Below are 24,582 nucleotides of genomic sequence, written 5' to 3'. Positions count from 1 at the left end.
ACAAGTTGCTGAAGGTGATCCGCTCTCTGTTGCATCGCTGCCGCCGAGCGTAATCGGGCGTCAATGCTTCAGAGGGTGGTGAGCCGGACATTGGAAAGCGAGGCTGACCAGTGTCGCGGGGAGCTATCCTAGGTTTGCGAACCGCTAGCGCCAGGCACGGCGCGATATAAATGCCAACCCTAACCAGTTGGCAGGCCTGCCAGCGATATCAGGGCTCATGCCATGATCAAGCTGACAATCAAACTGTCCTTAAGCTACAAGCAAGTCCGGTCCTTACTGTTCTTGCTCATGCTCTTGGGCAGTTAGCGGCACACCCAGCTCCGAAAGGGGCTGGGCCTAGACTCCGCCTTCAAGCGCGCATCTCTGCGCACCCTCTCCTGAATTCCCGTGTTGTTAAAGAGCCCTGCCGTAGCAGTCGCAGCCTTTGCTGCTGGCGCTCTATGGACCGTTACTTACCGTGGCTTTGCCTAAAGGTGTTCTGCGGTTTTGGTGAAGCGTTGGATGAATCTTAGCAAACTAAGATTTAAAGAGTCAACATAAATTTTAGTTAACTAAGATTTACTGCGCAAAAAAACCGCCCTAAGGCGGTATACAGACCCTACGCATGACTACGGCCTACTTCTCGCAAGGATAAGTTTCAGTCAGGCTGTTTAATACTAGATCATAGTGCGGGTTCGACCATTTTTCTGGGTTTCGTTCTAAGTAGTTTTTTAATACTCTTACCTTCTGTCCCGCTGATAGATTATCTGGCACACACAAAATGTCCATGAATATGGCGAACGAGGCTTTTTCAGGCTGTGATTTGGCCTGCGAAGAGGATATTGCGGCCAGCATCCCATAATACCTTGCTGTTCCTTCTGTGCCCGCATATAGGGATAGCAAAGAAGCCGCGCTCGTATAGTCGTTTAAATCTGTGGATGGCGGATTGCCAGCGGTGCGCTCGTAGGCGCTGACCATATCTAATATGATTTCCCCGTTGCTCTTTGGGATCTCCGCCTGGGCCACTCCAAACGATAAACATGATAGAAGCATCACCGCACATAATTTCTTTGTCATTTCTGTTCTGCTTGTTGTTAATCTTCAATGAACTGGCCGATGACAACGCCACATATTGTTGCATTGCCGTTGATCTCAATCAGTTTTGGTCCTGGCCAATCTGGATTTAAAGGTCGTAGGAACCGCTTTCCGCCTTCCACTACCAATTGCTTGAAGGTGGCTTCTGATTCGTCGTCAAGCTGAACAACGACGTTGCTCAGGTGGTCTGCACTTTTTTCCGGGTCTACATAGATAATCGCGCCATCCCTGTATTTCGGCTCCATGCTGATTCCCCGAACGCGGAGAGCAAAAGTGGATCGGCTGTGCGACCGAGGGCAGGTAAGCCAGTCATCCGCGTCGCCATCTTGGAAGCTGTTAACAGCTTCATTCCAGTGCCCGGCTTGAACCCAAGAAATCAATGGCACTCGCCCTCGCAAGTCAGGACCAGCAGAGATATTAACTGCCTCAGACTTACTGGCGCTGAGCGCCATAGGCCTGGACTCATCGAACAACCAATATGGGTCTACGTTCAATAAAGAGGCAACGCGTACACATGTATCAAGGTCCATTCCGTTAGAGCCATTAAACCAGTGGGTGGCAGCGGCAGAAGTTGCGCCGGCAGCTTTCCACAATTCGGTTTTCGTTAGGCGTGGTGCGCCAGCCTCAGTGCGTCGAGCCTGCTCTGTCTTAAATGCCAGTGTGATGCGTTCTTGGAAGTTCATTCTTAGTATGCTAAAGAAATTTTATCTTAGTTGGCTTGCGTTTTAATTCTTAGACAGCTAAGATTTATCCATGGAAACAAAAGAACTTATCTCTCGTCTGGGTGGCTCGTCCGAGGTAGCTCGCTTATGCGAGGTGACCGTGGGGGCTGTTTCTCAATGGAAAACCTCCGGAGCAGTGCCTAAAGCACGTCTCATGTACTTGAGAGCGGTTCGCCCCGAGGCGTTTAAAGAGCCTGCTCCGCCCGAGCTGGCTGAGAAGGAGGGGAATCATGCGTAACGCAGTCCATCCCCGCTTCTATCCGTTTATGTGCCGAGTCCTAACTAGCTTCCCCGCGTCTTTATCTGATTCGGAGTGGGTAGGTTTGTCGGGTGCTCAGGTTCTGACGGTCAGTCGAGGCATACGAAATTACCTGGCCGACCTAGCCACAAGGGTTGACCTGTCTGGAGGCGTCAATGCGTGAGATTCAAATCAATTGGCAGAGCGAAGCCTATCGATTGCCGTCTGAAGGCTGGCGATCAGCTTTTCAGCGGATGCAACAGGAATCGCAATCAGAAATTCATCTTCTTTTTGTTGGCTCAGTGCTGTCTCAGGCGACTTGGCCACTGACATTTGCAGCACAACTGAGCTGAGTTGATTGGCAGAGGCCACCCTGTGGCCCAAGTAATAAAGCAGGTCGTCCTTACCGACGGCAACCATTTCAGACATAGCAGATCCTTTTTCTTAAGAAGGCGAGATATGAAAAAAGTTACTTACACCATTACAGCTAAACGGATTTTTGTTCTGGCCAAATCGGAGAGCGATGAGAACTCAGCAGGCAGTAGCCATATCGCTGACTTCCCTGGTTTCGAGAATGCGCTGCAGGCTGGGAAAGCCCTGCAGCTTGCAACTCCTAACTCAGAACTCGTCTCGGACTTTGACGGCGGGCACCTGTTTACCAAAGAAGGCCGCGAATTCATCTTGGACGCGGCTATGAGTGCAGCCCGAGAGGCCGCATCTCACGGTTCACTTTCGCCCCAGTCGGCGGCAGTAGGCGTGGTCAACGCCGCATTCGATGCCGCAGGGGTTATTGCCCGACGTGTTTCTGCTTGAGTTCGTTATAGCGAATTGAGAATGAAACCGCCATCTCAGCCAGGCTGTGCGCCTGCTGTTCGTTGGTGTGTTGGTGATGAAGCAGATTCGGCTGGCGTTGCAGGATTGCAAGAAATTTCTCGATACCAGCCAAGAATTCTGACTCGTTGATTTTGTTGCTCATGGCAGTTCCTTTGTGAAGTTAATAGGTTGGGTTGGTCGCCCTTAAACCTTATAGCCGAACCTTGGGACTGCCGCCACAGATAGAAATACTCAGGAAAAAAATGAAACATCAGTGCAGGGCCTCAGATTCTTCGTGCATTGCGAATTGCCGGTTGTCCTGCTCATCACACAGACGCGCGAACAGTTGCATGACGGTTTGCTGCGTTGGTTCTTCAAAGGTACGCCGGGCGATATCTTCAGCCTGGGTCAAGATTTTCTCGGTTTCGGTCATCACAACTCCTTGTTCAGTTTCACCAGTTTGATCGAAGCCACTTTCAACAGCATTCAACTCTTTTTGCATAGGACTGACTCCCAATGAATGCCACCACAGCAGCACGGGTGGACAACCGCCCACAACGTCCGAGCATGGACCGCGCCTTCCGCCAGGCGCTTACTGATCCGCGTATCAAAGCGGCAGTTAAAGATCGTTTGGGCTGGGATGAAAGTCAGGTGAGCCGATTCTTGTCGGGCCAGATGGGTTTGACCATCGACAGAATGGATATAGCCATCGACGTCTTGGGAATGGTAATCACCACTCCCGCTTATATGGACTTCTTGGCTTTTGGTGCTCAGATCGGCGCTCACTGTGAGTGCGCCCGGCAAGGCTTGGGTGAGTGCGGGAGGTAGTCATGGATAAACAGGTTTTCCATCTTGTGAATCCGCTTGTGCGCCGTAACGCGGCCCGAGCGATTGCTGAGGCACCTGAAAACTACCGCGTAGAGATCCGTCCACGTACGCGGTCGCTGGATCAAAACGCAATGATGTGGTCGATCCTGGCCGATCTATCCAAACAGGTTGATTGGATGGTCAACGGCGTGGCCACCAAGCTAGAAGCCGAAGAATGGAAAGATGTCCTGTCTGCCAGCTTGAATCAAGAGACGCGCATGTCTCAGGGCATCCGTGGCGGGATTGTGATGCTGGGCCAGCGCACCAGCAGGATGACAGTGCGCCAGATGTCCGAGCTGATCGAGCTGGCCCTGTCGTTCGGTACTGAAAAGGGCGTTCGCTGGTCGCCTACGTCCTTGGGGAGTGGATCGTGAGAGCCTACAACAGCACCCTCAAGGCCTCGACAAAGCCCATGGTACGCAGAGCCTGGAAGAAGTCCGCACCCAAGAAACGAGTGTGGCACGACAAGTCTTATTTGGACCTATGCCGAGGCCAGCCTTGCTACCTGTTGGTGCCAGGCGTGTGCTGGGGCGCTGGCGGTATTGATTCAGTGGTGCCTTGCCACTCCAACCAGGCTAAGCACGGCAAGGGTATGGGAATCAAGGCAAACGACAAATTCACTGTGCCGGGCTGCATGGCCTGCCACCAATACATTGATCAATCTGGTGCACCCAAGGCAGAAAAGTTCGCTCTTTGGGATTCCGCCTATGCCCGCTGGGCATCTATTCGAGATGGAGAGACGGCATGAGCACGATCATCATGTCCGAGTGCTGGCCATTGCAGGGTATGACGCCTGCACAGAAGGCCGTGCTTATATCCCTGGCAGACAATGCGAACGACCAAGGTGTGTGCTGGCCCTCTGTTGAGAGCATTGCTGCCCGTACCTGCCTTTCTGAGCGCTCTGTCCAGAATGCAATTAAGTGGTTGATCGATGCGGGCGCATTGCAGGCCCAGCAACGTCAGGGCCGCTCAACTGTGTACACCGTTACCCCCGCAGCATTTGCACCCCCGCAGGAAATGCGGGGCGCAAATAAAGACGAAACCCCCGCAAATAACGACAGAACCCCCGCAGCATTTGCACCCACCCCCGCAGCAACTGCACCCAGAACCGTAAAGGAACCATCAAGGAACCGTAAGGAACCGCAAAAGAAGATAAGCGTGGAGGTGCCCAGTTGGCTGGATGCTGATGCGTGGTCGATGTGGGATGAGTTCCGAAAGCAGAAATCTGGCAAGGCCTGGACGGATGCTGCCAAACGCCTTTCTCTGCGAACACTGGAAAAGCTGTATGCCGATGGGCATGACCCCGCTGCCGCCGTTGAGCAGAGCATTGAACGGGGATGGACCGGCATTTTCCCTGTGAAGGACTCGGCACAGTCAGGGCAGGGCAGCAACGGCTTTGACCCGCTGGCCTACGTAAACCGAAACCGAAAACGCCCAGGAGACGACGATGTTATCGACGTGTGAAGCGCCAAACCAATGGCTGATGGCCCACGCCAAGCTGGAAGGTATCAGCCTGATGGATCACCTGTACAACCGCTTGAACGGCATTTACCCGAACAAGTTCCGCTCAAACTTCAAGGATATTCAGGCCATCCAAGACTGGAAAGATGCCTGGGCTGAAGCGTTTGACGAAGAGGGCATTGTTCCGCAGGACGTAGCCTTGGGCATCAAAAACTGCCGCCGCATGTTCGACTGGCCGCCAAGCCTGCCTGAGTTTTTGCGTGCATGCCGGCCGCATCTGGAGGCTGATGTGGCGTTCTTTGAGGCGGTGCGTGGCATGCAGGCCCGGGCAAAGGGAGAAGTAGGCACCTGGTCACACCCGGCGATCTTTCACGCTGCCATTGCCGTTGGGCAGTACGACATGATGAATCAGGCCTACCAGCAGCTGGAGAACCGCTGGAACAAAGCGCTGGCCAGCCAGCTTGCCTTGGGAGCTTGGGCTGACATTCCCGCCCCGACGCTGGCCTTGCCTTCGCCTGTGAACTCCAAAGAAGTGCGCGCAGAGGGACAGAAGAAAGTGCGGGAGCTGGCACATCAAGCATTCAGCCAGAAGGGCAAGGATCAGAAAGGCTGGGCTCGGAAGATTCTGGACAACCAGCAAGGCCGCTCCCTGGCTGTGCTGGCCATGGCCCGTGCTGCTTTGTCGGAGGCTGCATGAAGCGCAAGTATGGAAACCGTAAGACGGTAATCGACGGCATTCGGTTTTCCAGCAAGCTGGAAGCCGCCCGCTACCAACAACTGAGACTGCTGGAACGGGCAGGACAGATCACCGACCTGGAACTGCAGCCGCGTTTCGAGCTGATCCCTAAGCAGCGCCGTGACGATGGAAGGCCCGAAAGAGCGTGTGAGTACGTTGCGGACTTTCGCTATACGGACACTCGCACCGGCCAGACCGTAATCGAGGACGCCAAGGGCATGCGCACGCGGGACTACATCATGAAACGCAAACTCATGCTTCAGGTTCACGGGATAACAGTACGGGAGGTGTGATGAGGCCCTATGACGCTGACTCGATACTTTGGAACTGGGCTCGTTGGTGTGGTACCGGCCCGACCGTTGGCAACATGGCCCCACATTACGCAGATGACGATAACAACGAACGGGTAGACATACGCCAGGCCGAAGAGGTGGATAGGCTGCATAAGACCCTTCCGCACCCAGAGCAGATGATCGTCATTGCCGAGTACCCGCAACGTAACGGCAGGTTTGAAGGACTGACCGCTCAGCAGCGACGGGAAGCCGCCCAACGCTGGGTAAAGAGCGTCACTGGTGTGTGGGTCAGGGAAGTGGAGTACAGGCTGTACGTAGGCCTGTTCAAGGATTTGGTTTGGAGGGAGCTGGGATGAAGTACGCAAGCGAGATTATTGACCTGTTGGGAGCGCACCCTGGCCGAGAGTTCCGCATGGCCCAGATTGTGAGACACGTCACACGAGCACGAGAGCTGGCAGAGTCTGAGCGCCACGCTGTTCGCAAAGGGGTGGAGCGAGTACTGCGAAGTCTTTGTGAGTCAGGTCAGGTAGAGCAGAGCAAGGAAGGGGCGACGTCAGCCTATTACTCATGGTGTCGCAGTCTGCGACATGGAGTTAGTGCAAATTGCGACGTGAATTGCGACAATAGGTCAGCACAATTGCGCCCGTAGGATTTGAAACTGACCTGCCATCGAAAGATCGGCGGGTTTTTCTTTGGGCGCTCGTATCTAAAGTAGATCGGAGTAGATATGGCGGGTAGACCAAAAGGGCTGCCCAAAACCGGAGGACGGACTAAGGGCACGCCAAACCGAGCAACAGCGGATATCAAGGCATTGGCCCAGCTTTACGGCCCCGAGGCGATTGATACCCTGGCTGAGATTATGAAGAACGAAGAGCACCCACCAGCGGCACGAGTGGCAGCAGCTAAGGAGCTCATTGACCGAGGGTTTGGTAAAGCCACCCAGCCAATATCGGGCGACCCAGATATGCCGCCCATTGGCATCAGGCAAGTGGAATTGACAGATGAGCAGCTCGCAGCTATCGCCGCAGGAGGCCGCCGCTGAGCTGTTGCGACGCCGTAGGGGCCGAGAGGGCCTGATAGCGTTCACTGAGTACACCTTTCCTGGCTACCGTCCTGCGCCGCACCATCATCTGATTGCAGAGGCGCTTGAGCGGGTTGAGCGTGGCGAGTGCAAACGGTTGATGATCTGCATGCCGCCACGACACGGAAAATCAGAGCTGGCGTCTCGCCGGTTCCCGTCCTATTTCATTGGACGGAATCCCGCAAAGCAGATTATTGCCGCCAGCTACAACAGTGACCTGGCTGGCGACTTTGGTCGAGAGGTGCGGAATATCGTTGCTGAGCCTGAGTTCAATGCTTTGTTCCAGGTGCAATTGGCGTCTGACTCGAAAGCAGCAAATCGCTGGCACACAAGCGGCGGAGGTATGTATGTGGCTGCTGGTGTAGGCACGGCCATTACTGGGCGTGGCGCTCATATCTTGCTGATCGATGACCCTTTCAAAGACAGAGAAGAGGCGGATAGCGAGCGGCGCAGGCAGCGCGTGTGGGACTGGTACACCAGTACGGCGTATACCCGGCTCATGCCTGGCGGTGCCATTGTCCTGATTAACACTCGCTGGCATGAGGACGATCTGTCTGGCCGGTTGCTGGCTCAACAGGAGCACGGTGGTGATCAGTGGGAGGTGTTAAGCCTTCCTGCCATCGATGATCGCGGGCATGCACTATGGGAAGAGGACTACCCATTATCCCGTCTGCTGGAAATTAAAGCGGTTCTGCCTGAGCGTGATTGGAATGCCCTCTACCAGCAAAACCCAACTCCAGATGATGGGACGTACTTCCGGCGTGACTGGTTTAAGACTTGGGATCGGCTCCCAGCGGCCCTGAATCTGTACGGCACTAGCGACTATGCGGTAACAGCAGACGGTGGGGACTGGACAGTACACCGGGTCTGGGGCGTAGACGAACGGGGCGATATATACCGGGTAGCAGGGTGGAGAGGACAGACAGCCTCTGATGAGTGGATAGAGCGAAAGATTGATCTGATGCTCAAGTACCGTCCCCTGGCATGGTTTGGTGAAGCCGGTGTTATCCAGAAATCGATTGAGCCCATGCTAACCAGGCGGATGAGGGAGCGTAATTGCTACTCCCGACTGGAATGGCTGCCAAGTATTAGCGACAAGCCGACCAGGGCACGCGGCATTCAGGCCCGTTTATCTATGGGCGGGGTCTGGTTCGAGCCAAACGCAGAAATAGACGAATTCTTAAAGTTCCCCGGCGGCGCACACGATGACGAAGTGGACGTTGCGGGAATGATTGGGCGCGCCCTTGACGAGGCGCACCCGGCCGTAGTGCCAGTACACCGCTCCGGCTCCCGTAAGGATAGCTGGGACGATGCTTTTAACGACTCTGATAGCGACGAAGAATCATGGAAAGTGAAGTGATTGCCAACAACGAACACTCGCAGCTTGTGGCGTGGTTCGAAGAGGCTGAATCCGCCACTGATGCCGCGCGCCGCTTCTCGGAGCGCGATCGTGAGTATTACGACAATCAGCAGTGGACAAAGGCCGAGCTAGAGACATTGCGCAAGCGTGGCCAGCCTGCCCTGACGATCAACTACATCCAGCGCAAGGTGGATTTCTTGCGGGGCCTTGAGCGTCGCATGCGATCCGACCCGAAGGCGTTTCCGCGCACCCCACAAGAAGAGCAATTGGCTGACGCTGCTACGGATGCATTGCGCTTCGTCGCAGACCAAAACGACTTTGATGAAGTTCGTAGCCGGGTATACGAGAACCTGCTGATTGAGGGGTGCGGTGGCGCTGATGTTGTCGTTGTCGAGCGGCCAGACGGGCAGATTGATGTAGCAATCACCTATGTGCCATGGGATCGGATCATTTACGACCCCCATAGCCGTGAGCCAGACTTCTCTGATGCTCGCTATGTGGGCATCGTTATCTGGATGGACAGAAGCGAGGCGCTGGCAAGGTGGCCTGACGCACAAGACATTATTGAGGCAACTTTGCAGACCGCTTCAAGCTCTGACACTTATGATGACCGGCCCAAGAATGCGATGTGGTCAGACAATCGACGCACCCGCATCCGTGTGGTCCAGATGCAGTACGTGGACTCTGAGGGCGTCAACACAATCTGCACGTTTACACGTGGCGGCATGCTGGATGAGCCGCAGGAATCGCCTTATCTGGATGAGTATGGGATGCCTGCCAGGACGCTCATTCTGCGCAGTTCGTACATAGACCGGGAGAATAACCGCTACGGCCATGTGCGCAGCATGATCAGCATGCAGGACGAGATCAATAAGCGACGCAGCAAGGCGCTTCACCTTGTGTCTGTGCGTCAGACGTACGGCAATCGTCGTGCAATCGCTGATAAAGACCAGGCGCGCCGTGAGCTGGCCAAGCCGGACGGCCACATTGAAATCAATGAGGCTGCCGAGTTCGGTAAAGACTTTGGGATATTGCCTACTGGCGATATGGCCGCTGCGCAAATGCAACTCTTGCAGCATGTTACTGGAGAAATGCAGGCGGCAGGGCCAAACGCAGCAATGGCAGGCAAAGACCCTCGCCAACAGTCTGGCCGTGCCATCCAAGCCCAGCAACAGGGCGGCAGCATCGAAATGGAGCCATCCACCGATGACCTTCGGCAGTGGACGCGCTCAGTGTTTGAAGCTGTTTGGATGCGGGTTCGTCAGTTTTGGACTGAAGAGCGCTGGATTCGCGTCACCGATGACGAGCGAAACCTGAAATGGGTGGGGCTCAACAAGAAAGTAACCTTGGGCGATAAGTTGCAGGAAATGCCGCCAGAGCAGGCTCAACAACTGGCCGCTCAGATGGGCGTGCAGCCAGGCGATCCACGCTTACAGAAAGTTGTTGAAATCGATAACGAGATCAGCGGCCTTCATGTAGATATTGTCATTGAGGAAGGGCCAGACGTTGCCACGATTCAATCTGAGCAGTTCCAGGTGCTTGCTGATTTGGCCCAGTCCGGGCTGCCTATCCCGCCAGAGGTGATTATTCAGGCAAGTAGTCTGCGGAACAAAGATCAGCTGCTTGAGAAAATCGAGAAGGCTCAGCAGGCCCAGGCAGAAGCGGCGCAGCAACAAGCGCAGTTTGCTCAGGCAAAGGCAGAGGCAGATATTCGAAAAACGCAGGCTGATGCATCGAAGTCGGAGGCTGATGCGGCAAGAAGCGGAGCGGATGCCCAGCGGACAACCGTAGAAACACAACTGGCGGTAGCGCAGGTAGCGACACCGCAAAATATATTGATGGGGGTTTGATATGGCAGATGAATCTATTGCGCTGCCGTTCCCAGGCGGGCGGCTGAAGCTGGTTGATAACGGCGATGGCACCTATTCACTGGGTGTTGCGTCCTCCGGTGGTGGTGGAGGCGCTTCTGAGGTCACAGTCTCAAACTGGCCAGCCTCTCAGGCCGTAACAGGCCCTGTAACGAACGCACAGCTTACTGCCGTCACTGGAACTGCGGCTCAAACCGCGGTAACGACCGACCCGGCGGCAGCTGGGCAGACAGTGCTGTCAGTCTTGCGAGGGATTCTCGCAGAGATGAAGGCGCAGACTGTATTGCTGAACGACATCAAGGCCAATACTGCACCAACCCCATAAGAAGCCTGTTCGCACAAATCTTTAACGCCGCTATGCAGTTGATAGCGGTTTTTTTATGGTCGCCGCCGGGCCTTCTCGGGCGTGATTTGCCGCCGCCGGGCAGATATCGGGCGTTTGGAGAGCAATGTGAGCAACTTGGAAGATGTTTTAAGTGACAACGCCGATGACCTCTTGAATGAGCAAGCCGCTCAGACTGAGCAGGATCAACAGAATGTGCCTGCTACTGAGGGTGAGTCCCAAGAAGTCCAGTCGGAACAGTCAACGGGCGAGAAAGTGGCTGATGCGGAAGTTAAGCCGGATGAGCCGCAAAAAAAGGATGTGCCGCCGACATCTGAAACTGAACACCACGTTCCCCGCAAAGCTTTAGAGGATGAGCGCCGAAAGCGCCAGCAGTTGGAGCAGGAGTTGCTGCAGGCCCGTCAGGCTCGATCCGAACAAACACGCCAGCAACACGAGCAGCAAGAGCAATTGCCGCCCGAAGTCATCATGCAGCAGCAACTCTTTAATGAGCGGCTGAATATGTCGGAAATGGTTCTCCGGCAGCAGCATGATGACGTTGATGCCGTGATTGAACGGTTCCAGCAGGAAGTTCAGAAAAATCCAGCCTTGGGCATGCAGCTCCAGTCCCAAACCCACCCTTATCAGTGGGCTTATGACTATGCGAAACGCGCCATGGTGATGGATGAAATCGGGAGCGACCCAGAGGCCTATAAAACACGCCTTCGAGAGCAACTGATGGCAGAACTCCAACAGCAGCCGGCCGCAGATAGCGCCGCAACTCAGGCTGAAAAACCAAATATCCCGAAATCCCTGGCTAACGCCCGATCCTCCGCAGCGCGTTCAGCGCCAGCCTGGACAGGGCCTACGCCGCTTGACGACATTGTTAAATAATCAAGAGGTAAATCATGGCTGAAACAATCGCAACCCCAGGCTTAACGCCTCAACAGTGGGATGACAAGTTCTTCCGCGAATATGTGCGCTCCAACCGTTTCAAGCGGTACATGGGCACCAACGAAAACTCCATCATTCAACTCAAAGAAGACCTGACCCGCAAAAAGGGCGATAAGGTCACCTTCGCTAACGTCCGCAAGCTGCGCGGCCCAGGTGTAACTGGCCGCTCCATTCTGGAAGGCAATGAAGAAGAGCTGGATAGCCGCTCCATGGCAGTGCAGGTTGATACTGTGCGTAACGCTGTGGTGGTCACTGATCACGACGAGCAGCTTTCTGCAATTGGCCTGCGTGATGCAGGCCGCTCTGCTCTGAAAGACTGGGCGCTGGACAAGATGCGCAACGACATTATCGACGCCCTGCGATCGATCAATGGCGTGTCTTACGGCACCGCAACCGAGACGCAAAAAGACGCATGGCTGACGGACAACGCCGACCGCGTTCTGTTTGGCAATGCCCGCAGCAATAACGCCGCCAATGATCACTCTGCCGCCCTGGCATTGATCAGCAACACCACCGGCAAATTGACAGCCGCCACTGTGTCGCTGGCCAAGCGCATGGCTCAGACTGCTGATCCGGCTATTCGCCCGGTCCGCCTGAACGAAGATGAAGAGTGGTTTGTCATGTTCGCTCATCCACTGGCTTTCCGCGACCTGTCACAAGATCCTGTCATGCAGCAGGCAAACCGCGACGCCCGCCCACGCGCTGTGATGGATAACCCGATCTTCACCGGCGGCTCTTTGGTTTGGGACGGCGTAATCATCCGTGAAATCCCAGAAATCCCAAGCATTGCCGGTGTTGGTGATTCTGGCATCGACGTTGCCACGTCCTTCCTGTGTGGTGCGCAAGCGGTTGGCTTGGCCTGGGCTAGCCGCCTGAAGTCTACGACCAACGTGCGTGACTACGGCTTCCGTAAGGGTGTCGGCGTGCAAGAAATGCGCGGTATCGAGAAGTTGCTGTTTGGTAAAGGCAATGGCGATCTCGATGACCTGGTTCAGCACGGTGTGGTGACTGTTTACACGGCCGGGGTTGCCGACCTGTAAGCGGTTGGGGCGGCCTCTTTGGTCGCCCCTTTCTTGGAGTAGTCATGAAGATCACTTTCATAGGCGACCCGCGCTCACCGGAGGATCGCGACACCATTGAAATTTTTGGTTTGGTGTTGAAGCTTAATGAGCCTCAAGAGGCTTCTGCTGGCATCGCCAATCGATTGCGTGGGCATAGCCATTTCTCTGTAGAGGCTGAAAATGAAACTGGAAGACTTAGCGGTCAGGGTACTGGAGAAGCTGGGGATTCTGGCAGCGGGGGAAACGGCGGAAGCAGTGGACCTGAAGAAAGCCCAGGAAAAACTGGTGGCAGCACACGCCGCAGTCGTAGCTCGAAGCCTAAATCGGTGGACGACGCACAATCTGCCGGTTGAGGTCCATGAGCCCTATGTCTCGCTGGCCGCTGTGCTTGTGGCGCCTGATTACGGGCGTGCGCCGGGCGCTGATTGGTGGATGTGGGGCATGTCTGAGATTGCTACAGCGGCATCGACGCGTATATCTCAAGGGGCAGTCCCAGCGGAGTATTTCTGATGCAAATCGATATTGTCCTTGGCGATTTGGCGCGCCGTGATGCTCAAGTGGTCGCTGGTGACGACATTAAGGTTGGCCTTACCGCTTATTCCCCGACCTCACCAAACTCAATCCCGCTTGAGGGTGCGCTGAAGCTGATTCTATTCAAGGGTGCATACGATGCAGCCAGCATTGACGGCATTGGCGATCACCCAGCGATTTTTTCTATCCCGGGGTCAACGACGCAGAATAAAGCGGGGCGCTGGCATTGGCGGATAGAGCAAACGATAGGCACATCGAGGGCGACGCTGGTGATGGGCGTCCTTGTAATTGTGAGCCCAGGACATTGATATGGCAGCGCAGCGCATACGAATTCCTTTTGTCGGTCCAGCCTACGAAACCCGCAGCCCCAACCAGTCCGCCCAGCGACTGATTAATTGGTATGTGGAAGCAACTGAGCAGGGTGGCAAGACAGAATACACGCTGTATCCGACGCCCGGTCTGCGCCTTGGTGTGAAGATCGGCTCGGGCCCGATACGCGGTGCCGTTGAGGTTAACGGCGGCCATGTGTACGTTGTTTCTGGCTCTGAAGTGTTCCGGGTTTCTCCTGGCTTCACCACAGCAAAGGCTGGCAGCATCGGCACGAGTAGCGGCGTTGTCGGCATGGCCTACAACGGTGACCAAGTGCTCATTGTGGATGGCCAGCGCGGCTACATAGTTGATGTCGCCAAGAATGAGCTGAAACCCATCACGGATGTGGATTTCCCCAGCACCGTCACCTGGGCGCAGTATCTGGACCGGTACTTTGTGGTTGGTGGGGATGGCTCCGGGCGGTTCTATATCTCGGATATTGCTGATGGCAAGAGCTGGGTGGGTACAGAATACGCCAACGCAGAGGGCGACCCCGACCCGCTGATTGCTGGCATCGTGAATCACCGAGAGTTGATCTTGATGGGGACAAACTCCTTTGAGATCTGGGTGAACACAGGTAACACCACGTTCCCCATAGAGCGCACTGGTAACGCCTTTGGCGAGACTGGTTGCGCGGCTGTGGCGACGCTCTGCAAGATGAAAGGCGAACTGCTGTGGCTTGGCAAAGATCGATCTGGGGACGGCGTAGTGTGGCGCATGGATGGGTACAGCCCTGTCCGCGTCTCTACGCATGCTCTGGAATGGGAGATTCGCCAGTACAGCCGCATCGATGATGCTGTGGGCTATACCTACCAAATGGGTGGCAGCGCCTGGTATGTGCTGCACTTCCCATCTGCTGACCGCACCTGGGTCTACAACATCAACGGCAACTACTGGCATGAATGGCTGGCTTTCAATGAAGCCAGAGGCTCATTCCACCGGCACCGATCGAATGTTCATTTCATGCTTGGCCGTGATCATGTTGTTGGTGACTGGCAGACAGGTGATTTGTTCATTCTGGACCCGCACATCTACACAGATAACGGCCACACAATCCGGCGTGTTCGGTCAACCTATGCCGAGGATGCTGACCTGAAACGGGTTTTCTACTCGTCGCTGCAGATCGACCTGCAGGCGGGTGTCGGCCTTGTGGACGGCCAGGGCAGTGAGCCGCGCCTGATGCTTCGATGGTCGAACGATGGTGGGCATACATGGAGCAATACCCGCACCGCGACCATGGGCAAGCTTGGCCAGTACGGCGCTCGATGTATTTGGAACCGGTTAGGCAATGGCCGGGCAAGGGTGTGGGAAATTTCCGTAACTGACCCGGTGAATGCTGTTGTTTTGGGTGCGGTCCTATTAGGGGAGGCTGGTGAGTCATGACTTCGCCATTAGCACTATTCCCTCAGCGGATTGCCATCGGCAAGGTCAATGTTGGCGGGCGAGACACCCCAGTGCATATAAGCCCCGAGTTCTTTCGGGCGCTACAGGACGTACTGAGACGAGTTGGCGGACCATCTTCCGAGGTTCCTGATCTGAATCAAATCTTCTTGGATGCAACGATGGGGTCGGCGGTTGGCCAAGACGATATCGCCTCTGGCGCTCTGATGTTTGGGCAGTCTGTCAGCCAACCAGTTGCCATTAATGAGGCTGGTTCGGCGGCGGAGTCTGTTATGGGGCTTCCCATGGCAGACGGCCAGCAGATCGATAACCTCGTGGTGCCGCCAGCGCAGTGCCCTGATGTCGATCAGCCGCAAGTAATGGCCCAGCCCTTTGCAGATCAATCGGCGCTGCCGTTCCAGCCCATGTCGGTGGCGCCCAGCCCGATGCAGATACAGGCAGACCGGCGGTGTGCGATCCAAATCACTGGCGCCACGACCACGCTGACGCTTTCACGCGCCGGGGTAGACCTTGATGTAACCGGTGCGCCACTTATTGAATTGAACCTGGGCGATGCGCTGACCGTTGAGTACACGGCTGCGCCAGCCATCACACTGATTCCGAGGTAACTATGCAACGCTTGCCAAAACGCTTGGTCGAGGGCACGGCCTTGGCCGTAACGCCTACAGTACTGTATGAAACCCCAGGCGGTACCTACACAACCATCAGTGCCTTGACTGTGACCAACACCAGCGCGGCCGTGGCCACCGTTACGGTGTTTCTGGTGATTCAAGGCGCTGCACCAGGCGCTGGCAATGCGGTGCTTTGGAAGCGTGCGTTGGCTCCTGGTGAGTCCCGCGTGGTTGGTGAAGCTATCGGCCAGACACTGCACACGGGCGGCACCATCCAGGCCGAGGCCTCAGTGGCCGCATCCATCACTTTGGTGGCGTCTGGCTATGAAACCGTTGCTTGAGCGTACGTTTGACGTTGCAGCCGTTGCGCGAGTGATGAATGACCCAAGCGTGCGGCCGCACATTGGACCTGGTTCCGATGAAGTAGACCCGGCCCCGTTTTTGGCTGATCTACGAAACATTGCGTTGTTTGGTGAGCATGGCGGACACCTGTACACCTGGTACGCACCTGGAATCTATGAGGTTCATACGCAGTTCTTGCCTGCAGGGCGCAATAAGCACGCACTGGACGCCTCTCAGTTCTCAGTGTTCGAGATGTTCACAAAGACAGACTGCATGGAGATTGTGACGCGCATCCAGGCGGAGAACAAAGCAGCGATTCGTTTGGCGGAGGCCTGCGGATTCCAGTTCTTGTTTGAACAGGTTAATCGCCCCGGTTGGGGCCACATGAAGTACTACCGGCTCGATTACCACCGATGGGTGCAGACGTCGCCGATGCTGCCAGAGATCGGCCAGTGGTTCCACGAGCGATTGGAGCAACAGCGCGGCAGCCCACCAGGACACGAGGATGATCCGGCGCATGACCGATACGTGGGAGCGACCACAGCCATGATTCTTTGTGGAAATGTGGTCAAGGGCTTACACACGTACAACCGATGGGCCCAACTAGCTGGCTACTGTCAGCTGAAAGTGGTTTCAGAAGCCCCGCTGCAAATACATGTAGGGGACGGGCTGATTCAAATTGAAGATGGCACATTCTCCGTGCCACAAGGAGATTGACATGGCGGGCTCAGCAATTGGAGCGGTGGGCGGGATTATTGGCGGCATGATGGGAGCTGATGCGTCAAAAGATGCGGCTCGAACTCAGCAGCAGGCAGCCGACCGAGCGACCGAAGAGCAGCGTCGACAGTACGATCAGACCCGCGAGGACATGGCGCCATGGCGTAATACGGGTGGCGCGGCGCTTAATCAACTTGCCTATTTGATGGGTATAGGCGGGTTCGGCGGTGGCGCTGGTGGAGGTCAGTCCCAGAACTGGCTGACTGAGGCGCAAATCAGGGAGCAGCTTACCCCTCAGTTCACATCAAAAGGATCAGCGAATAGTCAGAGCAACGGCCTTGGCCTGATAGGTCTAGGTTCTAACAACCGCCCACAGTATGTCACTGTGTACGATGGGACTGGAAACGATCAAGACTCCGGACGACAGGTTCTTTTTAGTGGCGGTCAAACGGCTCCTCGAATCGATGAGGCTGGCCTGAATGCAGCAGTTCAGCAGCGCCTTCAAGAGCAGCAGGCTCAGCGACAGGCAGCAGAGGAAGCCGCCCGCAAGGCGGCGGAGTCTGATCCAGCGTTCGGCAGTTTGCTTCGCCGGTTCACGATGGATGATTACCTAGAGGACCCGGGCTATCAGTTCCGTCTGCAGCAGGGCGAACAGGCCATCAACCGCGCGGCATCTGCAGCAGGCCGGTACGACTCTGGCCGGGCGCTGAAAGACTTGGGTGAATTCAACTCCGGCATGGCGTCTCAAGAGTTCGGGAACGCATACAACCGCTGGAACAACGACCAGACCAACATTTTTAACCGACTGTCTGGTGTCGCAGGCACAGGGCAGCAGGCCACTAATCAGCTGGCTCATTACGGAGCCAATATGACCAACAACATTGCGGGGAACATAGTTGGTGCTGGCAATGCTGCGGCAGCAGGTCAAATGGGGGCCGCAAATGCATGGTCTGGGGCGCTTGGCAATACGACCAATGCGCTATCGCAGTATTTCAGCGGTAGAGGCCCTAACTTAGGCATCAGTGCGGGCAGTCAGTTCAATATGAACGGCTTGGCTAGCGGTGGCTTTAATCCTTCATTCTCTGCGAGACTGTAATGGCAACTATTGATTCGCGTATCCCTTTGGCATTTCAGTCGCCGCAAATTAACTCTCCTGCTCAGAACAAACTGGCAGCTTTGGCAGTGCAGGGGAAGGAAATGGAACTGCAGCATGCCCGGCGTGGTATGCAGCAAGAGAATGCACTGCTGGGGCTGATGCAGCGCCCCGACTTCTATAACGAGTCTGGCGGGATTAACCCGGCCATGATGCCAGAGATTGGTCGTGTTGCTCCAGGCCAGGCCCTGAATTACTCCAAAGCAATCCAAGGCCAGCAGAAAGCGCTATCTGACGCACAGATGGCCCAGCTCAACCAAGCCAAAACCCAGTTGGAGCTGGTTGGCCGTTTGGTGGGTGGCGTCACCGACGAGGCCAGTTTCCAAGCAGCACGCCAACAGGCGCAGGCTTATGGCATCCCGCTTGATGGCGTTCCTGCTCAGTACGATCCTAATTGGGTGCAGCAGACTCGTCAGCAGACGCTGACGGCCCAGCAGCAGATCGACAACTTCTATAAAGAGCAGGGGCTAAATCTGCAGCGAGAACGCTTGGAGCTTGACCGCACCGCACCGCGCGGCCAGGTGGTGGATACAGCGCAAGGCGTGATGATCGTTGACCCGCGTAGTGGCGCGTCTCGCCCTGCAGTTGGAGCGGATAACCAGCCAGTGTTGGGTGAGCGTGCCACCCAAGCCCAGAAGCAGCAGCGCGAGCGGCAAGTAGAAGCAATTGAGGCGCGCAAGTCTGTGGACAGTGCGATTGATAGCCTAGACCGATTGGCAGCCGAGGCGAAGGCCATCAAGGATGATGGTGCCTTGTGGCGTGTAACCGGAATGGTGGGTTCTTTACCCAACAGGCCGGGCAGTGAAGCGGCAGATGTGCAAGCAAAGCTCGAAACCCTACGGTCTCAAGTCGGCTTCTCTGTTCTACAAGCGATGCGAGACGCATCTAAAACAGGCGGCGCTTTGGGGGCGATTTCCGACCGAGAGAACAGCCTCTTGCAGAATAATCTTGCTGCATTGGACACGGCCCAGTCGAAAGAGGCATTCCAGCAAAGCCTGCAGCAGATCATTGATTACGCTAAAGGCGTAAAGGGAAGGATGAACTATGCCTACCAGCAGCAGTATGGCTCTGGCGGGCAAAGCCAGCAGGGCGGCGGCCCTCAGAGTGAGCAACAGCGTTCCATCACCCGCACCGGCCGGGATGCACAGGGACGGCGGGTAGCTCAGTACTCAGACGGCACTATCGACTATTTGGAGTAGGTTATGGCATGGGAACAGCTTGCACCGCAAGTGATTACGCGTTTGTCCCGAGACTTGCAACTGACGCCACAACAGGCTGCTGGGATTGTAGGGCAGCTCGGCCATGAGTCGGATGGCCTGCAGGCCATCAACGAATATCAACCAGCGGTGCCAGGAAGCCGCGGCGGGTTTGGTTGGGCGCAATGGACAGGGCCGCGCCGCAAGCAGTTTGAGGCGTTTGCCGCTGATCGACAGATGGACGTAACTGACCCAGAGGCAAATTACCAGTATCTGGTGCATGAACTGACGAACACCCCAGAGTCGCGGGTGGTTGACCGTTTGCGCGCCTCTCCAGACGCCCAGGCTGCAGGCCGTGTGTTTACTGATCAATTTCTACGCCCTGGCGTGCCAGCTTACGATAGCCGGGCGTCATGGACGGAGCGTGCTTTGAACGCAATTATTCCATCGGCCCAAGCAGGCACCCTGCCTGCGCCAGATGCAAGCTCAATCGTTTGGGATGATGCGCCACAAGGCGGCCAGATCGATGTCGGGTCCATTGCATGGGACGATGCCCAGCCAGCGACTGGTGAGCCCATGCGCATTGATATGGCTCATCAAGGCGGCGCTGAGCCTGGCGCTCAGGGTCAAGAGCAGGCTTGGCAGCAAGACAGCACTTTGGCAGCGCTGGGTGCAGGCATTGGCGCTGGCGTCGGACAAGTGGCCCTGGGTGCTCAGCGCTATCTAGGAAAAGGCTTGCAAGCAGTGGGCGCTGATTCAGCCGGTGATTGGCTGGTCCAAGACGCAGAGCAGGGCCGCGACCGACTGCGCCAGCAGCTCGCTCCATACAAACAAGAGAGCCCGATTGCTGTCGGTGGTGCGGAGTTGGCGGGCGAGATTGCCGCTACGTTGCCTGTTGGTGGGGTTTTGGCCAGAGCCGTGCGCGCTGTTGCCCCTGCGATAGGCAGTTTCGGTGGCACCGCCAACCGACTGGCTGAGTCCCTGTCAACCGCTGGGCTCAGAGTTGGCGCTACACCGCAGTCGGGCATGGCTGGAAATGCGCTTCTACGGATGGCTGGCGGCGGTGCTACAGGCGGAATCTCTGCTGGGCTGGTCAATCAAGATGATGCTGGCACCGGCGCTGCCGTGGGAGCGGCATTTCCTGTTGTTGGCCGGATGCTGGGCGCCGGCGCTCAGTCAGTAGGGAGGGCTTTGCGTGGTGGTGAAATTTCTGAGCCAGTTCGCGCCTTGGCAGCCCGTGCGGCAGATTTGGGTATTCAGATCCCGGCAGATCGCATTGCCAATAGCAGGCCGCTCAACGCCGTGGCCTCTGGCCTAAATTATGTCCCTCTCAGTGGTCGCTCCGCCGTTGAGGATCGGATGCAGGATCAGCTTAATCGAGCCGTCACTCGTACGTTTGGACAGGACTCCACCAATGTTACCCAGGCTCTTCGACAGGCCAGCGCTGATCTTGGCCAGAAATTCGAGGATGTACTGTCCTCAAATGGCGTGCGTTTAGATGACCAGTTCCTGAATGACCTCGTGGTTGCCTCTGAACGAGCAGCGAGAGAGCTTGGTGCTGAGCAGGCCGGAATTATCCAGCGGCAGATTGATGAGATCGTAAACAAGGGAGCGAGTGGCGTTATTGAGGGGAAAGCCGCGTACAACATCAAACGCACTTTGGACAGAATCGGTAAGCGCAGCACGCCGGAAGGCTCTTATGCTGACGATTTGAGACGCGATCTTATGAACGCGCTTAACCGATCTTTGGGGGAGGAGGCAGCGCAAGGCTTCGCTCAGACCCGACGCCAATACAGCAGTATGCTGTCATTGGAAAGGCTCGCGCAGAACGGCGCGGAGGGTGATATCTCTATTGCCCGACTGGCCAATATGCGTGACATCCGCAACCCGGAGTTGCAAGAGCTTGCTGATATTGCTGCGCAATTCCTGCGGCCACGCGAAAGTCAGCATAGTGCTGCACAACGCGCTTTCGCTGGGCTTACCGCAGGTGTTTTTGCAGGCCCTGCGGCTTTAAGTGGCGGCATGCTCGCTGGGAACGTAACAAATCGATTGTTGGATAGCCAGCTTGGCCGAAATGCAATTATGAGTCGGCCTGGACAAACAGCGATTGATTCATCGCTAAATCGGCTGCTGCCTTTAACGTATCGGGCCGCACCAGTTATCAGCGCCCAGTGAATCCTTTCCAAAAGCCAACAATGGCGATCACTACTAAAAGCGCTACGGCTTTCCATATCTTGTATTCGATGTAATCCATTCGTGACTCAATACGCCCTTTTTGGGCCCATGGGTTTAGAAAAATAAAGCCCCGTCAGACTGCAATCTGCGGGGCTTTTTCTTGTTCCACGCCGGTCGACCTGAATCAAGCATGCGTGAATTTTAACCCGGATTGCCCATAGAGCATATCCGATCGAACACAAACTGCCTCGCCATGTGCGGGGCATTTTTTTTGGATCAATGCCATGCCTGCATCCTACGTTAGCCCCAGATTTGTGGCGTTGGACGACAAGGGCACTCCCTTGGTTGGTGCTCGTCTTTATACGTTCGCGAATAAAAGTACCACCCCAAAAGCCACTTATCGTGATGCCACTGGCAGCGCGGCAAACACAAACCCGGTCATTCTTGACGCAAATGGCTCGGCGGTTCTTTATCTGACCGGAAACGAGCTATATACATTTGTCCTGAAAGATCAATTCGATGTCTTGCTTTGGACTCAAGATGACATCTTGGGTCAGCTTGATTTGAGCGACCTTGATGCCGCTGTTGATGAGGCAACCAGGAAATCGACTGAGGCCGCTCAAAGAGCCGCGTTAGAGGCTAATCGTGCGGAGGAAGCACGGGATGATGCAGTAGTAGCTGCAGAGACTGCCGTCAACGCAAACCGCACAATATTCCGTGCGACATTTGCTGAGTTGTTAGCAGCAATGCAAGGTCCACCCTCACAACAAAATGAAACGCCTGGACGGGTTACTAATGATCCAGATAGCGACCTGAACGGAGATTGGGTTTGGCGGAATGGGGGGCTAGTCAGATCTGCAATTCAGCCGGCCAACAGTGTCGATGTAAAGCACGTTAACGATAAGGCGGATTATGCAATTACACGCGCCTATGCCGCCCAATCTCGATGGGCATTGCCGAATGCAGACTACTACTTGACCCTACCCACTGAGATTGTTGCCGATCGGCAGGGGCGCATCATTCGTTCCAAGTACGCCAACGGCTCAAGCAACTCACTATACCCAGGGGAAGTGGGGCATACGCTCTACCCATTTTGCGCGTTCGGTGATGATTTCCACAGCTACAAGGTAGACGTGCGCGGCGCTATTGTCGCCCGACTCGACGGCTACAGCCGCTTCATTGCTTACCCTTACCGTTTTTTTGCAGATGACTTCGATGCTGTGACGGTTGATGTAGAGGGCGGCATTTTGCCGACCTCAGACGGTCCGACGCCGTCTGAGTGGGTCGGTGCTGGCCCTATGTATGTGCGACTGTCCGGGTCCGATCTTCGCTGCGTGTGGCAACACGGCGAGGACCAAATGCTACGGGTGCGTTACCTACCCAATGGGCACAACAGCCTTTTCAACTGGCGATCTACCGAGGTGGCGCCACTGGGTGATCCCGCAAATAGCGTTTGGCAGACTATCCACGCCGCTACGTCGGATTGCTGGCCGCCTTATGTCGTGCGAGCCCTGCAAAACGGGGATGGCTCGACATTTGCAATCTATACCGGGGGCAACCACGGCTCCAATGGTGACGCAAGCGGTCTGAAAACCGCTCGCATGACTTCAATTGCTTTTTGGGTGGATGGACGCAGGTTACTTCCTGGAGAGAAATTTGAGGGGTATGCAAATTGTGTTGATGTGCAGTGGATCAACGAGATCATGGCGTACAACACGATAACGTTGGGTCGATACGTGCTCGAGCAGAAAATCAGAGCGAGCTTTAAGCCCGGTGACGTATCGGGGTTTGTTTGCACAACCGCGTTGGAAGAGGTGCATGTCGAACGCGACAATGGCCCGCAGTTTTTTTGGTCGGGATACGACACCTATCACTTTTTGGATGGGGAGCAAGAGGCTCGGCTACCCATTCCTACCGACGGAAGCACGCTCACGTCTGGCGTGTTCAGCGCCTATCCCTCCTGGGCGACGGTGCTCGGTAGTGATCAGAATGGCTTCCACGGGGTTTGGATGGATAGAGGCTTCGAGGCGGGTGACGGCAGATTTATCCGAGGCATAGTGGGAGCTTTTCGCAAGGGCGACGGGGGAAAGTTCTACTCCTGCGTTGTGAGCGGATTATCCGCGAACGCAATATTTGGCCCGGGAGAATCATACGAATGGCACGGCGGGTACTTCTGGGCCCCCCCTGACGCGGTGGCTTTCGATGTGGATTGTGCGATTACGTTTCACCGTCGAGGCATACCTCAACTAGGGTTTTCTCAGTTGCAAGCGGGGGATGGGCGGCTGATGACCCCTCCCTGGGCGGTTGGCAAGGAGGTTCTTGGCGTGGGCGTTATTGGCATCAATGGTCTTCTGGTCACGTCGACCGGCTACTCAGCGACTTTCAGTGAAATTAAGGAGTAAATCATGCGTTATGTAGAATTTTTGGATATTTCGGTTTCTGGTGCTGGCGCACTCGGCACCATCAAATTCGACCCATTCTTGGCGGCTGCTGCATCGCTAAAAACAGCTAGTGGCCAACCCCTGATATCGCACTGGTTTGATCCTACCCCCGCACTCAGCGCGGTTATAGAAGGCCAATTCCGCCTGCGGGATGCTGCTCATGACGGTGTGTTAGTTCAAAGCGGAAATGCTGGCCGACCGGTGCATACGAACGCGCTGAACAGCCAGCCCACGTTCACTGTGGCTGATCCTGCATCGTTGCAGATACTTAGTTCCCCGGGCATCAACGCAAGCGCCTGGAGCTTGATTTCTGTCCAGAGAATGTCGTTGCCTGCCGCCAACACCCGGCAAGACATCTTCGGCATTGGGGCCGGCAGTCTTGGAGAAAACGTCGTGTTCGCGGGAATGTCAGCCGAAACCACTATCAATGGCACGCCGCGACTAATTTCCCGACAAGGCGGAGTCACGACACCGCGCATCTCTTTCGATTCTACTGTTCCCATCTTCGGGGCAACGGTCATCACCGGCGTGTGCTTTTCTGTCGAGTTAGGTATTTCCGCTTTCGTGAACAACTTTGCAAGCTATGCCCGCAACGAAAGCGACAAGCGCCAGCTTACCGCCACGACGTTTGCCCTGTGGGGCAACAGGAATGCACAGTCGCCCGCCCTTGGCGACTTTGGAATGTCATTCATTTTACGAGAAGACATCTCCAAGCCCGAATACAAAGGCGCTGCCGACATTCTCCTAGGCGGCCTAATGGCAAAGTACGGCATCGTCTAACGGCTACATCGGAGGC

Annotated in this window: 29 protein-coding genes; 24 read left to right on the top strand and 5 right to left on the bottom strand. The window is 55.7% G+C overall.

The features are described 5' to 3' along the window. Window positions 1-615: 615 nt before the first annotated feature. Entirely contained in the window at window positions 616-1,056 is a 441-nt protein-coding gene (locus WFM49_RS17315) for a Rap1a/Tai family immunity protein (protein WP_336974564.1), read from the bottom strand. Window positions 1,057-1,073: 17 nt separating this feature from the next. Continuing rightward, window positions 1,074-1,757 carry a LexA family protein gene (locus WFM49_RS17310; RefSeq protein WP_336974562.1) on the bottom strand — a complete coding sequence of 228 codons (684 nt, stop codon included), beginning with the start codon at window positions 1,755-1,757 and terminating at the stop codon, window positions 1,074-1,076. Window positions 1,758-1,827: 70 nt separating this feature from the next. On the opposite strand from WFM49_RS17310, the gene WFM49_RS17305 reads away from it, so the two are divergent. Next, window positions 1,828-2,034 carry a Cro/CI family transcriptional regulator gene (locus tag WFM49_RS17305; protein ID WP_336974560.1) on the top strand — a complete coding sequence of 69 codons (207 nt, stop codon included), beginning with the start codon at window positions 1,828-1,830 and terminating at the stop codon, window positions 2,032-2,034. Window positions 2,035-2,226: 192 nt separating this feature from the next. Here the strand turns inward: WFM49_RS17305 and WFM49_RS17300 are convergent, their stop codons facing one another. After that, the gene (locus tag WFM49_RS17300) at window positions 2,227-2,463 is read right to left on the bottom strand and encodes a hypothetical protein (RefSeq protein WP_336974557.1); all 237 of its coding nucleotides are present in this window, start codon (window positions 2,461-2,463) and stop codon (window positions 2,227-2,229) included. A 30-nt stretch (window positions 2,464-2,493) separates the two neighbouring features. Here WFM49_RS17300 and WFM49_RS17295 point away from each other — a divergent pair, with 30 nt between their 5' ends. Further along, window positions 2,494-2,847: a hypothetical protein gene (locus tag WFM49_RS17295; protein WP_336974554.1), complete on the top strand. Its 354-nt coding sequence runs from the start codon at window positions 2,494-2,496 to the stop codon at window positions 2,845-2,847. On the opposite strand, the gene WFM49_RS17290 is transcribed toward WFM49_RS17295, so the two are convergent. Then, entirely contained in the window at window positions 2,822-3,010 is a 189-nt protein-coding gene (locus WFM49_RS17290; RefSeq protein WP_336974551.1) for a hypothetical protein, read from the bottom strand. The two genes, WFM49_RS17295 and WFM49_RS17290, sit on opposite strands and share 26 nt — an antisense overlap. Before the next feature lie 108 nt (window positions 3,011-3,118). After that, a complete protein-coding gene (locus WFM49_RS17285) occupies window positions 3,119-3,349 on the bottom strand; it encodes a hypothetical protein (RefSeq protein WP_336974548.1) in 231 nt (76 codons plus the stop codon). 14 nt (window positions 3,350-3,363) lie between these two features. Here WFM49_RS17285 and WFM49_RS17280 point away from each other — a divergent pair, with 14 nt between their 5' ends. The 22 genes from WFM49_RS17280 (at window position 3,364) to WFM49_RS17175 (ending at window position 24,566) form a co-directional block, all read left to right on the top strand. Next, window positions 3,364-3,675, top strand: coding sequence for a hypothetical protein (locus WFM49_RS17280; protein ID WP_063693671.1), 312 nt, complete (start codon window positions 3,364-3,366; stop codon window positions 3,673-3,675). Between the two features lie 2 nt (window positions 3,676-3,677). Then, a complete protein-coding gene (locus WFM49_RS17275) occupies window positions 3,678-4,088 on the top strand; it encodes a recombination protein NinB (RefSeq protein WP_336974544.1) in 411 nt (136 codons plus the stop codon). 370 nt (window positions 4,089-4,458) lie between these two features. Further along, window positions 4,459-5,178, top strand: coding sequence for a helix-turn-helix domain-containing protein (locus tag WFM49_RS17270; RefSeq protein ID WP_336974542.1), 720 nt, complete (start codon window positions 4,459-4,461; stop codon window positions 5,176-5,178). After that, window positions 5,162-5,872, top strand: a complete 711-nt coding sequence (locus WFM49_RS17265) for a replication protein P (protein ID WP_336974538.1) — start codon at window positions 5,162-5,164, stop codon at window positions 5,870-5,872. Before WFM49_RS17270 ends, WFM49_RS17265 begins: the two co-directional genes overlap by 17 nt. Continuing rightward, window positions 5,869-6,204: a DUF1064 domain-containing protein gene (locus tag WFM49_RS17260; protein ID WP_336974536.1), complete on the top strand. Its 336-nt coding sequence runs from the start codon at window positions 5,869-5,871 to the stop codon at window positions 6,202-6,204. The genes WFM49_RS17265 and WFM49_RS17260 overlap by 4 nt, the downstream gene beginning before the upstream one ends. 74 nt (window positions 6,205-6,278) lie before the next feature. Beyond that, window positions 6,279-6,560: a hypothetical protein gene (locus WFM49_RS17255; protein ID WP_336974534.1), complete on the top strand. Its 282-nt coding sequence runs from the start codon at window positions 6,279-6,281 to the stop codon at window positions 6,558-6,560. Between the two features lie 645 nt (window positions 6,561-7,205). Further along, the gene (locus tag WFM49_RS17250) at window positions 7,206-8,645 is read left to right on the top strand and encodes a terminase large subunit domain-containing protein (protein WP_336974531.1); all 1,440 of its coding nucleotides are present in this window, start codon (window positions 7,206-7,208) and stop codon (window positions 8,643-8,645) included. Then, window positions 8,630-10,495: a portal protein gene (locus WFM49_RS17245; protein ID WP_336974529.1), complete on the top strand. Its 1,866-nt coding sequence runs from the start codon at window positions 8,630-8,632 to the stop codon at window positions 10,493-10,495. The genes WFM49_RS17250 and WFM49_RS17245 overlap by 16 nt, the downstream gene beginning before the upstream one ends. Before the next feature lies 1 nt (window position 10,496). After that, window positions 10,497-10,838 carry a hypothetical protein gene (locus WFM49_RS17240; protein ID WP_336974527.1) on the top strand — a complete coding sequence of 114 codons (342 nt, stop codon included), beginning with the start codon at window positions 10,497-10,499 and terminating at the stop codon, window positions 10,836-10,838. A 126-nt stretch (window positions 10,839-10,964) separates the two neighbouring features. Next, on the top strand, window positions 10,965-11,729 hold the full coding sequence (locus tag WFM49_RS17235; protein ID WP_336974525.1) for a hypothetical protein: 765 nt from the start codon (window positions 10,965-10,967) through the stop codon (window positions 11,727-11,729). Between the two features lie 14 nt (window positions 11,730-11,743). Beyond that, the gene (locus WFM49_RS17230) at window positions 11,744-12,829 is read left to right on the top strand and encodes a phage capsid family protein (protein ID WP_336974523.1); all 1,086 of its coding nucleotides are present in this window, start codon (window positions 11,744-11,746) and stop codon (window positions 12,827-12,829) included. 44 nt (window positions 12,830-12,873) lie between these two features. Then, the gene (locus WFM49_RS17225) at window positions 12,874-13,203 is read left to right on the top strand and encodes a hypothetical protein (protein WP_336974521.1); all 330 of its coding nucleotides are present in this window, start codon (window positions 12,874-12,876) and stop codon (window positions 13,201-13,203) included. Between the two features lie 156 nt (window positions 13,204-13,359). After that, a complete protein-coding gene (locus WFM49_RS17220) occupies window positions 13,360-13,689 on the top strand; it encodes a hypothetical protein (RefSeq protein ID WP_336974519.1) in 330 nt (109 codons plus the stop codon). 1 nt (window position 13,690) lies between these two features. After that, a complete protein-coding gene (locus WFM49_RS17215; protein WP_336974516.1) occupies window positions 13,691-15,133 on the top strand; it encodes a packaged DNA stabilization protein in 1,443 nt (480 codons plus the stop codon). Then, entirely contained in the window at window positions 15,130-15,759 is a 630-nt protein-coding gene (locus tag WFM49_RS17210) for a hypothetical protein (protein WP_336974514.1), read from the top strand. Before WFM49_RS17215 ends, WFM49_RS17210 begins: the two co-directional genes overlap by 4 nt. Before the next feature lie 2 nt (window positions 15,760-15,761). Then, window positions 15,762-16,103 carry a hypothetical protein gene (locus tag WFM49_RS17205; protein ID WP_336974511.1) on the top strand — a complete coding sequence of 114 codons (342 nt, stop codon included), beginning with the start codon at window positions 15,762-15,764 and terminating at the stop codon, window positions 16,101-16,103. Further along, the gene (locus WFM49_RS17200; protein WP_336974509.1) at window positions 16,087-16,821 is read left to right on the top strand and encodes a GNAT family protein; all 735 of its coding nucleotides are present in this window, start codon (window positions 16,087-16,089) and stop codon (window positions 16,819-16,821) included. The genes WFM49_RS17205 and WFM49_RS17200 overlap by 17 nt, the downstream gene beginning before the upstream one ends. A 1-nt stretch (window position 16,822) precedes the next feature. Continuing rightward, the gene (locus WFM49_RS17195; RefSeq protein ID WP_336974506.1) at window positions 16,823-17,917 is read left to right on the top strand and encodes a hypothetical protein; all 1,095 of its coding nucleotides are present in this window, start codon (window positions 16,823-16,825) and stop codon (window positions 17,915-17,917) included. Between the two features lie 101 nt (window positions 17,918-18,018). After that, a complete protein-coding gene (locus WFM49_RS17190; RefSeq protein WP_336974504.1) occupies window positions 18,019-19,173 on the top strand; it encodes a hypothetical protein in 1,155 nt (384 codons plus the stop codon). 3 nt (window positions 19,174-19,176) lie between these two features. Beyond that, window positions 19,177-21,345, top strand: coding sequence for a phage tail tip lysozyme (locus WFM49_RS17185; RefSeq protein ID WP_336974502.1), 2,169 nt, complete (start codon window positions 19,177-19,179; stop codon window positions 21,343-21,345). A gap of 284 nt (window positions 21,346-21,629) precedes the next feature. After that, the gene (locus WFM49_RS17180) at window positions 21,630-23,747 is read left to right on the top strand and encodes a hypothetical protein (protein WP_336974499.1); all 2,118 of its coding nucleotides are present in this window, start codon (window positions 21,630-21,632) and stop codon (window positions 23,745-23,747) included. A 3-nt stretch (window positions 23,748-23,750) separates the two neighbouring features. Continuing rightward, window positions 23,751-24,566 carry a hypothetical protein gene (locus tag WFM49_RS17175; RefSeq protein WP_336974496.1) on the top strand — a complete coding sequence of 272 codons (816 nt, stop codon included), beginning with the start codon at window positions 23,751-23,753 and terminating at the stop codon, window positions 24,564-24,566. Window positions 24,567-24,582 lie beyond the last annotated feature (16 nt).

It is taken from the genome of Alcaligenes sp. PF14, from assembly GCF_037150615.1.
Classification (GTDB): Bacteria; Pseudomonadota; Gammaproteobacteria; order Burkholderiales; family Burkholderiaceae_B; genus Alcaligenes; species Alcaligenes phenolicus.
Note: the sequence above shows the minus strand (reverse complement) of the source record. Positions and strands in the feature narration are given on the sequence as shown.